The 13,038-nt window shown below is 57.0% G+C and carries 11 protein-coding genes; 6 read left to right on the forward strand and 5 right to left on the reverse strand.

Translation table 11 applies throughout. From position 1 onward, the window contains the following. The first annotated feature begins 53 nt into the window (after window positions 1-53). Entirely contained in the window at window positions 54-344 is a 291-nt protein-coding gene (locus VEG30_03705; GenBank protein HXZ79009.1) for a hypothetical protein, read from the forward strand. A 230-nt stretch (window positions 345-574) separates the two neighbouring features. After that, on the forward strand, window positions 575-1,561 hold the full coding sequence (locus VEG30_03710) for a response regulator (GenBank protein ID HXZ79010.1): 987 nt from the start codon (window positions 575-577) through the stop codon (window positions 1,559-1,561). Between the two features lie 181 nt (window positions 1,562-1,742). On the opposite strand, the gene VEG30_03715 is transcribed toward VEG30_03710, so the two are convergent. Both VEG30_03715 and VEG30_03720 read right to left on the reverse strand, forming a co-directional pair. Beyond that, the gene (locus VEG30_03715; protein ID HXZ79011.1) at window positions 1,743-2,594 is read right to left on the reverse strand and encodes an SDR family oxidoreductase; all 852 of its coding nucleotides are present in this window, start codon (window positions 2,592-2,594) and stop codon (window positions 1,743-1,745) included. Between the two features lie 15 nt (window positions 2,595-2,609). Beyond that, entirely contained in the window at window positions 2,610-2,975 is a 366-nt protein-coding gene (locus VEG30_03720; protein HXZ79012.1) for a VOC family protein, read from the reverse strand. 564 nt (window positions 2,976-3,539) lie between these two features. Here VEG30_03720 and VEG30_03725 point away from each other — a divergent pair. Further along, window positions 3,540-4,814 carry an inositol-3-phosphate synthase gene (locus VEG30_03725; GenBank protein ID HXZ79013.1) on the forward strand — a complete coding sequence of 425 codons (1,275 nt, stop codon included), beginning with the start codon at window positions 3,540-3,542 and terminating at the stop codon, window positions 4,812-4,814. A 198-nt stretch (window positions 4,815-5,012) separates the two neighbouring features. Then, complete coding sequence (locus VEG30_03730; GenBank protein ID HXZ79014.1) at window positions 5,013-5,963, forward strand: ThuA domain-containing protein; 951 nt, start codon at window positions 5,013-5,015, stop codon at window positions 5,961-5,963. Window positions 5,964-6,194: 231 nt separating this feature from the next. Here the strand turns inward: VEG30_03730 and VEG30_03735 are convergent, their stop codons facing one another. From VEG30_03735 to VEG30_03745, 3 genes are all read right to left on the reverse strand, one after another. Next, a complete protein-coding gene (locus VEG30_03735) occupies window positions 6,195-8,468 on the reverse strand; it encodes a PKD domain-containing protein (protein HXZ79015.1) in 2,274 nt (757 codons plus the stop codon). A 290-nt stretch (window positions 8,469-8,758) separates the two neighbouring features. After that, complete coding sequence (locus VEG30_03740; protein HXZ79016.1) at window positions 8,759-10,798, reverse strand: transglycosylase SLT domain-containing protein; 2,040 nt, start codon at window positions 10,796-10,798, stop codon at window positions 8,759-8,761. A 243-nt stretch (window positions 10,799-11,041) separates the two neighbouring features. After that, window positions 11,042-12,067: a GAF domain-containing protein gene (locus VEG30_03745; GenBank protein HXZ79017.1), complete on the reverse strand. Its 1,026-nt coding sequence runs from the start codon at window positions 12,065-12,067 to the stop codon at window positions 11,042-11,044. Window positions 12,068-12,307: 240 nt separating this feature from the next. Here VEG30_03745 and VEG30_03750 point away from each other — a divergent pair, with 240 nt between their 5' ends. After that, the gene (locus VEG30_03750) at window positions 12,308-12,940 is read left to right on the forward strand and encodes a sigma-70 family RNA polymerase sigma factor (GenBank protein ID HXZ79018.1); all 633 of its coding nucleotides are present in this window, start codon (window positions 12,308-12,310) and stop codon (window positions 12,938-12,940) included. Further along, the coding region (locus VEG30_03755; protein ID HXZ79019.1) for a zf-HC2 domain-containing protein at window positions 12,937-13,038 on the forward strand (102 nt) is incomplete at its 3' end. The genes VEG30_03750 and VEG30_03755, both read left to right, overlap by 4 nt.

Here is a 13,038-nt window from a genome sequence, read left to right on the forward strand (position 1 = left end):
TCCGGCGATCCTGGCCAAAATTGACATTAGTTCCCGTATCAAAGAGGTAAACCATGAAGACTGTGTATGAGGCCTTGCGCGAGGTCCTGCGGATCAAGGAGTTGGAAATTAAGCGCCTGGAGAAGGAAATTGAGGCGCTGCGTGTAGTACTGCCCATCGTGGCCGACATCAAACAGCCGCTTGATGAGGAGGCCTTCCGCAATCCATCCAACGGCCAACCGGTGCTCGATCCCAGCAAGCCTTTTAACCCCGCGGACTTAAACACCGTCTTCGCACAAGCTTCGGGAGGTTCGAATCCAGGTTCGCAAATCGCTCCCGAGAAGAAGCGCTCCAGCTGGCCATAAAGACCGCTGTTGATTCCCAGTAGATCCCAGGGAAAAGCAGCCGGGGTGGCCCACCCTTCCGCCCGCGCTTGGCGGAAGGTGGAGAATTGCGATCTTCTCCCTCCTGCGCTCTCTACAGGTCGCTGCCGCGGAGTCTCTTCCTACGATTAACGCCGGCTTCCGCTAGTTTACTTAGGTGTTACGTCAGTAATTTGGCGTACGGTGACCTCCGTTCTACGATGGTTGCGATAATGGGCCACCGTCACGAAGAACGCACACCGCTGCGTCTGACCACCCTTGTCTGGGGTATCGATGGGGATGGTCACGTCTTTATGGAGCAGGTGCAGACGCTGGACATCTCTTCCCGAGGCGCCCGTCTAAGAGGGCTGCAACATCCGGTTACGGTGGGCGCCATTCTGGGAGTGCAGAACGGTGATAACCAAGGCCGGTTTCGCGTGGTCTGGATCGGTGAGCCTGGAACGGCCCGCGAGGGCCAGATTGGACTGCATTGCATTCAGATTGGCCGCAGCATCAAGAAATCATTGCTCTACATCGATGACCAGGAGCATGAACTGGAACGCCGGCGCTCGCTGCTGGAAGCGTTTGGGTATCGCGTTCATACGACGCCGCGCGGGCAGCAAGGGCTGGAGGTCCTGGAATCGATTCCCATCGACGCTGCCATTATCGATCACCCGGTATTGGATCTCGATGTTGTAACCGTGATCGAGCGAATTAAGGCGCTGCAGCCGCAGGCGCGAGTCATTGTGCTGTCGGCATTTCCGGCGACGGTTCCAGAGCGGGCACTGGAACTTGCGGACGCTTTCGTCCACAAAGGAGAGAACCACAACCGCCTGACCACTACGATTGAGCAGCTGGTTGGCCCGGGTAACAACCTGAAGTGGCCAATCACGCGTTGCCTGCAGCGCTATGCGATCTCGGTGCCAATTCTGGTGAATGTTCTTCGCTCGGGCGTTAACACGATCATGCGTGGGCGTTCCACTGACTTAAGCGAGGGTGGAGGTGCGGTCGAGATTGATGCCGGGGAACTGATACCGGGAGAGATCATCTCAGTGGAGTTTTCACTTCCCACCGCCAAAAAGCCGCTGCGCATGTACTGCACCGTGCGTCACCGGAAAGAGAACCGCTACGGCGTAGAATTCGTGACGATCACGCCGGAACAGCGCCAAGCCATCGCGCAGCTATGTGAGGTGCTGGTGCCGATGGATCAGCCACAGTAATCGCAGTCAGCATTCAGCTAACAAACAGCGAGTCTAAGCTATATTCACGTGGTCTTAAACGGGCCCGCTAGCTTGGCGAAGAACAAAACACCAGGTCTTTCGACTCGGACGGGTTGGTATGCCCGTCCTTGCTCAAGATGACAGTTCTTAACTGACTGCTGAGTGCTGATGGCTGTGCCGCTCAGTCGATCTTCACCGCTTTCGCCACCATTTTTTCGTAGCGCCGCCAGGGCACCAGCGAGCGGAACCACCATTGGATTTTGGCGTCTTTGCCAATCATGTATCGGAGCCGAGGATTGGGGTCCTCGGCGATATCGGCAATCAGCCTGGCAACGCAGTCAGCCGAAGGCCGGCTTCCGCCCTGGCTCTTAATGAATTCGCTAAAGCGGCGGCCACGTTCGCGATTGGGGGAATCGGGATGGGTGGCTTGCTCGGCGACTTTCGTGTTGCGGGTCCATATGTCGGTCTCGAAAGAACCGGGCTCGACCAGAGCCACGCGAATGCCGAGTGAGTGGGTTTCGATGCGCAGCGATTCGCTCCAGCCCTCCAGCGCAAACTTGGATGCGCAATAGCTGCTGATCACCGGCTGGCCCACCCGTCCGACAATAGAGCTAACCATGATGATGTGCCCGGATTGCTGTGCACGCATGGTGTGCAGCACGGCTTTAGTGGTGGCTACATGGCCGAAAAAATTGGTCTCAAACTGCTGCCGCAGCTCTTCCAGCTGAATGTCTTCGGCAAATCCACCCAGGGCAAAGCCGGCGTTGTTGACCAGCACGTCAATGCGGCCATGGTCGCGCACGATAGCGGCAATAACTTCGGGAATGGAATCAAATTCGGTGATGTCGAGACGCCGCACATCAATGCGGGGTGTCAGGCCGTTCTTGGCCGCCTCGTCCAGGCGTGAGCGGCGATCGGGATCACGCATCGTCGCCACGACCTGATAGCCGCGGCGAGCCAACTCCAGTGCCGACAGTAAGCCGATGCCGCTGGATGATCCGGTAACTACCCCAACTTTGTTTGTCGCAGCCACAAGACCTCCATAGCCTTACTCCCATTTTCCGATGGCGGTGGGATGCCTGGGCTGGTAAAGACCAAGCTCGCCGCCGGGAATCTCAATCGACGTAACCAAACCGAATCCTGCTTCCGTGACCGGCTTGCATTTCACTCCCTTGCGTTTCAGATCGGCGATCGTCGCCTGGAGGTCGTCGCACATCAGGTAGAGCTCGTGATGCGGATCACTTTTGGCTGCTTGACCCTCGGTTGGATGAATGCCCAACTCGGCTGGTGGCAGGGAAAAGATCAACCAGCCATGGCCGGCATCGACGAAAGGGAATTTGAGCACGTCACGAAAGAAAATGCGGACCTTCTCCGCTTCGGGGGAGTAGATGAGCGCGTGGAGGCCGGTAATCATCGCTTCACCTCGGGGGAATGGTAGTTCTCACAACCAGCGGTCGGCAACCGCTTTAAAAGGTTCACATTTCGAGGATGAATCGTGTCGAGTACTTGACCAACTATGAGAGTATTACCGGAAAAACAATCGAGGCGGCCCAGCCATGTTAGTGATTAAGCTGACAGCTCTCACCTGCATATTTTCGTTTGCTCTTTCTTTCCTGCTAGAAGTTTACTTTTGGCTTACGACAAGGCCATATCTCTTTGGATTTCCCCACAGCAAATGGCCTCTCCTTACAGTTTTGGGGATCATATGGGGAATCTCCTTCAGGTGCGCTTACTACTTCGTGTTTCAAAAATGGACTTTTTATGGTCCTGCAAATTGATCAGAGTGATTTCCTGGTCGCGTTGCAAATCTCCTGCAGATACGCGAAGATAATTGGTTTGTTCCTCACCTTGGCACTCATAAGGATGTTCGATGGCAATGAAGCACGTGTCTGCTGCGCGCAGCGGCCGCAAGACTCTTTCCTCTGCGACTAGTACCAACTCCTCCGAGATCGCGCCCGCGAAGGGCAAGCTGGGAATCATGATTCCCGGCATGGGGGCGGTAGCCACGACGTTTGTGGCGGGTGTCGAAGCGGTGCGCAAGAAGCTCTCCGAACCCATTGGCTCACTGACGCAGATGGGCACAATACGCCTGGGCAAACGAACCGAAGGCAAGTCGCCCAAAATCAAGGAATTTGTTCAACTGGCTGCGCTTCCCGACCTGGTTTTTACCGGCTGGGACATCTTCGAGGACGACATGTACTCGGCCGCAGTCAAAGCCGGCGTCCTCGAGCGCACGCTGCTTGATCAGATCAAGCCTTTTCTGGAGTCGATCAAGCCGCATACCGCGGTCTTCGACCATAACTACATTCGCAACATCGATGGTCCCAACAAGAAGAGGGGAAAGTCGAAGATGGACCTGGCGGAGCAGGTGCGTGACGATATCCGCAGGTTTCGCAAGACCAGCAAGGCGGAGCGGTTGGTGATGGTCTGGTGCGGGTCGACGGAAGCCTTCCTGCAGCCGAGCGAAGTTCACAGTTCGCTGGCGAAATTTGAGAAGGGCCTGGAAAAGAACGATTCGAACATCGCACCCTCGATGATCTACGCGTACGCAGCCCTGCAGGAAGGCGTGCCGTTTGCAAATGGGGCTCCCAATCTGACCGTGGACATTCCCGCGCTGTACGAGCTCTCGCGTGAGCAGCACGCGCCTATCTGCGGCAAGGATTACAAGACCGGTCAGACGCTGATGAAAACGATCCTGGCCCCGGGATTCAAGGCTCGGCTGCTGGGGATGAGCGGCTGGTTCTCCACCAATATTCTGGGCAACCGCGATGGCGAGGTGCTGGACGATCCAGCTTCTTTCAAGACCAAGGAAGAGTCCAAGCTGTCGGTGCTAGAGTACATTCTGCAGCCGGACTTGTATCCGCAGCTGTACGGGAACATCTGCCACAAGGTGAAGATTAACTATTATCCGCCGCGGGGGGATAACAAAGAAGGCTGGGACAACATCGATATCTTCGGATGGCTGGGCTATCCGATGCAGATCAAGGTGGATTTCTTGTGCCGCGACTCCATCCTCGCAGCCCCCATCGTTCTTGATTTGGTGCTCTTCCTCGATCTGGCGCAGCGCAGCGCGGAGCTGCGGGGGCGGGGAATTCAGGAGTGGCTCAGCTTCTACTTCAAGTCACCCATGACCGCGCCGGGGCTTTACCCCGAACACGATCTGTTTATCCAGCTTATGAAACTGAAGAATACGTTACGCCACTTGAAAGGCGAGGAACTGATTACGCATCTTGGGCTGGAATACTACGACTGAAGTAGGAAGTCAGATCGGGTGAAGTGTGATCGGGTGAAGTACCCGATCGAATTTCCTACTCATCTTACTTCCTACTTCACCCGAGCCTACTTCCTACTTCTCTCTCGGTCACCACGGTGATCAAACCAGCGGGCTTGGAGCGCCGCGGCCGCTGGAATATCATCGAGTCCTCTCCCCATCATTCCTTTTGGAGGCCGGATGAATCGTCGCGACCTGCTGCTTGGCGGTCTGAGCCTAGCCCTCGCATCGGCTCTGCCCGATGATGCCTGGAGCCAGAAACCGCCAGGGAAAGCGAAGCAGCCGAGAAAGAAACGCGTCTTGCTGTTCACCAAGTCGTCAGGCTACGAACACTCCGTGGTCAAACCGGACGCGAAGGGCACTAGCCTGGTCGAGCGCACATTCACTGACCTTGCCACCAAGGGGGAGTTCGAACTTACCGCCTCCAAGGATGGCAGCATCTTCACGCCAGAGCGGATTTCGAGTTTTGACGGGTTTGTGTTTTTCACCAGCGGCGACCTTACGCAGGCTGGCACGGACAAAAATCCGCCCATGACTGCCGAGGGCAAGCAAGTCTTTCTGGACGCGGTCCGCAATGGGAAGGGGTTTATTGGAATTCACTCGGCGGCTGATACGTTCCACACGCAGCCCGATCCGCCCGATCTTTCCGAACGCTATGAGAATCACGGGATCCATGCCGATGCCTACATACAGATGCTGGGGGGCGAGTTTCTTGGTCATGGCGAGCAACAAAAGGCTAAGCTCATTGTCCCCGACAAAGATTTTCCCGGCATGAAGGACTTTCCCGACAAGTGGGAGCTGACCGAAGAATGGTACTCGATGAAGGAGTTTCCTCCTGATCTTCATGTTCTGCTGGTCCAGGATACGGCTGGGATGAAAGGCTCGTTCTATGAGCGACGGCCTTATCCCTCGACTTGGGCAAAGCAATACTCGCGCGGCAAGGTTTTCTATACGTCCCTCGGGCACCGCGAAGAGACCTGGGCCGATCCGCTCTTTTTGGCGATGCTTGGAGGCGCGTTCCAGTGGGTGCTAGGTGATCCGAGAGTTTTCTTTACCGACATCACGCCCAACCTGAAGGATGTTGCTCCTGGGTACGCTGATTTTCCGCCTAAGCCGGCGAAGATGGGGTAGGGCGGGAGGAATCTCCGCGGTACTGAAGGCCGGTTTCCTCGAGGCATTGCAGGGTGTGGAAACGTCAGCGCGGCAACCGCCGCCCTGATCAAATCTTGAGGGGTCATTCTGAGCGACCGCGACGGGCTCTTCTCGCGGGCACAGCCCGGGGTCGCGCGTAGCGAAGAATCTCTGTATTTCAATAGTTCACTGCGGGGCGCCTTCACCCGCTCATGATGACAAGCAAAGCGATCATCTTGACTGAGGCAGGCGGATAGGCAAGTTCTGCTTCTGCGTTTGCTCGTCCTGGATGTGTACAGTGGTGGTGGCCCGAGCCGTGCTGGCGGCGCTCACGGTAACGCTTTGCGTGATCGAGCCGGGCGCGCCGAATTCATTGATGACCTGCTCGGTCACCGAAAACGTTCCTGAAGTGGGGAACGTGTGAACCACGCCAGGGACGAATGCGGGCGAGTTGCCATCTGAGAACGTCCAGCGATAAGCATTGACGAAACGATTGGGAGCTTGCCAGTTCGCGCCGCACAGCAGCACGGTATTGGCCCCGACCTGCGGCAGCGGTGTTACCTGGATTGCAGGCACAGGCGCAGGATCTCCTGGCTCGGCGCTAGCGTCGGCCGCATTCGAAGCTGTGGCGCCCGTCGCGTCAACCGCCTGTATTTCAACATGCTGGTTGCCAGAGTAGATCTTTAGCGGCGTATTCAGTACGTCCATGTCGCTGGCATAGATCTGCGTGCCGGAGACCAGGACATTCATTTGCTTGATGGGGTTTGCCATATCGGCCGATCCCACGAAATTGGGAGTGGGCCAGTTCACAACACTTCCGGAAGTGGGGGAGAAGATCGTTACTCCAGCCGCGGTGCCTTTGGCGGAAACGCGTTGAATGGCTACCGAGGATGCTCCAGCGTTATCGACGACAGTGGCAGTGATGTCGTAAGTGCCCACGCTCTGGTAGGTATGGGTCGCGCTAGGACCCGCGGCTGCAGCGGTGCCATCTCCGAAATCGATCGTGGAGCTTGCGAGTGAGCCGTCAGGATCGGTGGATCCGGCAGTTGAGACCGTGATGGTGAGCGGCTGCGGCTGCGAGACCGCGATGTTAACCACCGGCGGCTGATCACCGGCGCGGAACGCGATTGCGGGCGACATTTTGTTCTGAATACTTGGACGGCCTACAGCCTTTATGAACAACGTCGTGGATGTAAGGTTGAAAGAACTGAGGTCGAGCGAGTGCGTGCCGACCGGTACATCCGCGAGCTTGGCGAGGTTCTGCCCGTCGGCACTGGAAAAGACAGTGTAGTGATCGATGGTGCTTTCAGGCCCGCCGCCAACACTCCAGCTGAGTTGATTTCCGGAGATGCTGGGCTGAAGGAAGACACAATTATCAATGCCGGTCTCGATGGCTGTGCCTTCGTCATAGTCATTCCAGGTCACGATCTGAAGCGCTGGCAACTGCGAACTGCTGGAATAGAACTTCCCAATCTCGCCGAAGGTGTCGAGCCAGGTCTGGCCGCAGCGCGAATGCACGAATCGGTCGATTCCCCAGGGAGCCAGCGAGTCGTTAAAGCCTCGATAGACGGAACCAACCACGAAGCGGCCGGCTGCACTTGTCTTATAGAAGGCGTCCTGCGCCCCGAGCGCGGGATCGAATGGGTTGGGTGATGCGGGATGGAACGGGTCGGCGTTGGTATCTTCCCATTGAAATGCGCCGTCGCTGATGGGCCGAGTGAGGCCATCAACGCCGCGAAACAGCAACATGGGGTCATTGGCGACCTTGGAGCGAACCTGATTCCAATCGACGTAGTAGGCGTCTACGCCAAACATGAAGATCACTGGGCGGCCGTTGACGCGCAGATATGCCGAGGAAGGGACAAACTGCGTATTGATGTAATTCAGATCGTCGAGAAGCTGAGCCGTGACATCGCAGCCATTGGCCTTGGCGGCATCGAACAGGGCGCCGGCATCTTCCGTGACGGCGAACTGGAATCCGGAATGCGCTTCGGCTTCGGTGCGCAGAGCCATAGCGGTACCGTTGACGACGCTCTCATTGGGACCGAACCAATCGAGGATGGCGCCCTGGATCCCGCGACTTACCATGTCTTCGACCTGCCGGTGCACCTGGGCCTGATCGTTGGACTTATAGCCAACATCCATGTGTCCGGATTCGCCGAACCAACCCAACAGGTGTGCGTAGATCTGGGTGGTTGATCCGCTGTAGAGCAGCGAGTGCGAGTCCACTTTGCTGACGTTGGTGGGCTTCGGCAGTCCGTTTAGCGGCGGGGCAAATGTATCGCTGGCGCTGGAGTTGTTGGCGGTTTCTGCCTGCAAAGTTGTGGTAGAGGCCGGACCGCTTGCGGGCGGTGGATTCGATGGGGTCGAGGGGCCAGCATTGTCGGCGGGCTCTAGCGTTCCGTGACTACTGCCGCAGGCGGTGAGAAGGGCGAGAAATATTAACAGCAGGAGCAAATATAAGAGCACGAGCAGACAGCGTACGTAGTCGCGAGTCAGGCGCAAAATATCCTTCGACCTAATAACCGGGCCTGGTCCCGGAAATTCCTTTCGCCAGTGGGCATAAAGATGCGAAGCGTGACTTTGAGTTGTCCGCCTAAGGGTAGATTATTACTGGCCTAAGACCTGATGCTGAGTGGCATGGCGCCGGACAGAACAGCAGATTCTCGTCGAACTATGTGCTCCTCGTGATGACAACGGAGGTCGAGAAAAAACACCGGGCGCGTGGCTCAGGATCACAGCCTCTACGCTCAGGGGTTTTAAACTCTAACCTCCAAATTCCAAGGCCCAACTTGTTAGGGGGTTTTGTACAGCTTGCGGTAGACGGTTACGTTGCGCAGGATGGCTTGCACGTATTCGCGGGTTTCGGTGAAGGGAATGGACTCGACGAACTCCTGCGGGTCGCGATAGTGGCCGTCGGCGAGCCAGGATTCTACGCGATCGGTGCCTGCGTTATAAGCGGCGAGAGCGTACTCGAGGCGGCCTCCGAATTTATCCACCAGGTCTTTGAAGTAGCGCGTGCCCATCTGCAGGTTGGTTTGTGGCACCAGCAATTGTTCCGCGCGAAAATGCCGAATCTTCATCGACCTCGCCATGCTACGCCCGGTTCCCGGCAACAATTGCATCAGGCCGATAGCGTTGGCGTGTGAGACTGCGCCAGGATTGAATTCCGATTCCTGCCTGACGAGCGAAGCTACCAAAAAGGGATCGAGGCCGTTTTGCACCGAATAGCGCTTCAGGTCGGTCCAGTAAGGACGTGGAAACAAGATCTCCCAGTAGGGCCGCGGCAGCTGGTCAAATTGCATGGCGAAATAAGTGGGGATCTGCCGCTTCATATAATTGAGTGAGCGATGGTAAGCTCCGCTGTCCTGATAGATCTCGGCGATCTTACCAATCGCCCAGGTCTGGCCGCCGCTAGCGGCTGCCTGCAATTCGCGAACGGCGAAGTCCACCATGCCGCCATTCTCCAGCAACTTGGCTTTCTCGACGCGGAGATCGTCGGCCGGTGGCGAATCGAAATAGTTCGTGCTCACCCGCAGCGGGGGGATCTGGACGAGGGTGACATCGGGGGTGGGATCACCATCACCGAGAATGCGCAGGCGATCGCGCGAGCAGTCGGCGTAATAGTAGTTGGGAAAGCGCTCTACCAGCTTGGCGTAGTAAGCGCGGGCTACGGGTGCGTTCTGTTGCTCCTCCGCCATACGAGCGCGCCAGTAGAGAGCGGCGGGTACCTCGGCGGAGTCCGGGTAGTTGGCAAGCTGCTGCTCGAAGGCATGGCTGGCTTCATCATTCCGTCCCTGGCGAAGATTCAGCCAGGCGGATTTCCAGTGGGCGTAATGCGCGACCTTGCCCTTAGGGAAGCGCTCATCCAGTTCGCGGTAATAGTCGATGGCGTGGTCGTAATCACGTTTCAGGAGAAACATGTTGCCGGCGGTCAGCAGAGCTTGTTCCAGCCACGGACTCGTGGGCCCTGCCTGCCGCAGTTGACCGAGGTATTGCAGGAATCCATCATCGTCTCCAGAGTTGTGGGCGATATCGCCGATCAAGTACAGGCGTTGAGCATTCCATTCGCCCGGCGGAAGATTCAAGCTCTCCAGATACGAGCGAGCCTGCTGAGTATCGATATGGCGCAATACTGATCCCAGCGCTACCTGGGTAGCATATTGCAAATCGGGAGTAGTGGCGTCGGACTGCAGGCTGCGATATTCGGCGGCTGCGTCGCGATAGCGCTTTCCCTGGGCGAGCAGATCTGCTCGCGTCTTGCGGTCTGCGATGCTGGCGGCGGGAGCAGCGGAAGATTGCAACTCAGTTCCGGCCGCGTCCGCTTCTGCTGCTATGGGCATGGTGTAGTAAACCAGGCGCAGCGATTCCCATCCCTTTTCTGGATTCCCGGCCTTGAGGTATGCGCGACCCAGAGCCAGTTCGACGTCGGCGCGCGGCGGAGAGCGGTGTTGCAGAAGGACTGCCACCGCTTCGTCCGGGCGTTGCTCGACCACAAGCGCACTGGAGTAGATCACAGAAGCGTCGCGGGAAAAGATGGAGTTGGGATATTTCTGATCAAAATCCTGCAGTGACGAGATGACGCCGGTAGCATCACCCTGCGCGCCCTTTGACATGGCCGTGAAATAGGCTACGTAGTCGGCGAGCTCATCGGCTCGTGGTTGGGACTTTTTGAGGGCGGGAAGGGCCTTGGCATAATCGCGATCCAGAATATGGGCGTAGCCGAGAACGAGATTGGCCAGCATGCCGGCATCATCGGCGGCGTGGTTTCTGGCGTATGCTTCCACTCCGGCGTAGGCAGCGGGGCTGCGGTTTTCGAGCAGCTGGCGAGCCATGGGTTTCAGCGAGGCGGAGGCGACAAAGGCTCTGTTAACGCGATGGAGCCTTCTTGCCAGAGCCTGCTGTTGCTTTTTCTTAGCGGCAGGCGACTGGGATTTGGCGGAATGTGAGCTGGAATGGGTGGACGTTTTGCTTGTTCCGGCGGAAGAGGAGGACTGCTGGGCGAAACCTCGCGGAGATCCCAGAGATATCAGAAGAATGAATGCAATCAGCAGGGACCGAATACTCACCCCAGTAGTTTAGCGCGGAAAACTGTTCCCCAGCAGTGATGGATCGTTATCAGCCAGGATACGCACTAGTTCTTCATTGAAATAATTTCCAGTCGCGGCAGAGGTATTGCCGTAGCGGCGGTCATAACTGGCGCGGCTCTTCTCGATGTCGTCTTTCAGGCGATCGTAGAGGTCGCGGTTTTGGCGGCCCTCGTTCACCCTTCCTTGATTGTAGAGCTTGATTTCGTCCACCAGCAGCTTAGCAAAGCGGCGGGCTTTTTTGTGCACCTCCTCTTCGGAGAGGGGGGCGGCAGCTGGTGCCTGGTTTCCGCCGTCGGAACTTTGCTGAGGCTGGAAAGTGTCACTCGCCCGCATGGTGCTGGGCTTTTCAGCTGAGGCTTCAGGAAGGGCCGAAGGGGCTTCCGATGTCTCTGTTTGGGAAGCTTCGGCTGCGGGAGCTGCCTTCCGGGCAGCCGTGATCTCCAGCCACAGCCCGGTTGTACGGACTAGGGCCTCGATTGCAGCGCGGTCCATGAAAGAGTTTCCCTGGGAATCCGCGTAAATTAGGGCTACGGGTTTGTCGCGAACGATAAGCGGAACAACCAACGCCTTATCGTCCTCAGGAGACCCGAAGCGGGTAGCAAAATTGAGGTCGAATTCCGCGGCATCGCCAAATACCGGCGATCGGGATTGAATGGCTCTGCCTGCTAACCCAGTACCCAAGCTCACCGGAACAGTGCGAATTGCGTCATTGTCGTCCAGGCCGTGAGCTCGCCATCCAATGGCGTTGTTAGCGCGCAGCACCCAAATGGCGCATCGTCCCGAGAAGAGGGAAACACCCCGGATGAGGCAATCCAGTATTTCGACCTGGGTATGGGCCTGTTGGACGGCGGCCATCGCGCCGTTAAGGGTTTCGGAATTGCTGGGCTGCTGAGGGGAGGACATCGATTTCAGAACGCGCTGGACAACCTCTTCGCGGAGGGAGGTGGCATGGGTCTTGAGGACCTCGCCCAGGACGCGCTCGACAATTGGCTGAATTTCCTTAGGATCGGCCATGAAATAATTGCCTAAATACCGGTTTTTCCGCGCTAATGGTGGGGATTATATGCCAAGGACCCGGCCAGTGGGCTGACTCTGCAGGTGCCCTAAGATGCCCAAGAGGAGTAAAACTAAAGTACCAATTTGCCGTCTAAGGGTCGTCACCAGTATGCTAGCAGGTAGCGCTCTCCGGCAGGCCGAGTCCAATAGTCACCTTAGATCAGCACGAGAAGTCAAACTTCTTGAATCGGGAGCTTGATGGCAACCATCGAAAAGTTGAACGCCCCTGAGCCACTTACTGAGGAGCTGCAGCTTGTCAATGCAGCCAAGGCAGGTGACATCAGTGCGTTCGAAGAACTCGTAAGACGATATGATCGTAATGTCTTCCGGATTGCGCAGCACATTACGCAAAATCGGGAAGATGCGGAAGATGTAGTACAAGACGCCTTCATGAAGGCGTACGAAAATCTGGGCCAGTTCCAGGGGCAGTCGAAGTTCTATACCTGGCTGGTTCGGATAGCCGTAAATGAGGCGTTGATGAAGCTCCGGCGTCGTCGCCCGGAGCGTATGGTTTCGCTGGATGAGGAAGTAAGAACAGAAGAGGATTCCATGCCGCGAGAGATCGCGGACTGGTCTCCCAACCCCGAGCAGCTTTACAACCAGAGCGAGCTTCGGGACATACTGGGCAAGACGATCCAGGGTCTTCCCCCCAGCTTTCGGACGGTTTTTGTCCTGCGGGATGTAGAAGGTCTCTCTACAGAAGAGACTGCTGAAGCCTTGGATTTGAGCATACCTGCGGTAAAGTCGCGTTTGCTCCGGGCTCGCCTGCAATTACGAGAAAGGTTGAACAAGTACTTCAAGGCCAGAAAGAGTGGAGACGGGAACAAGTGACCTGCCGCGACTTCCTTAAAGAGCTAACCGATTACTTGGATGACGCCCTGGATCAGAACACAAGGGCAGAGCTAGAAGATCACCTGCAGTGGTGCCAC

The organism is Terriglobales bacterium (assembly GCA_035624455.1).
GTDB lineage: Bacteria > Acidobacteriota > Terriglobia > Terriglobales > Acidobacteriaceae > DASPRM01.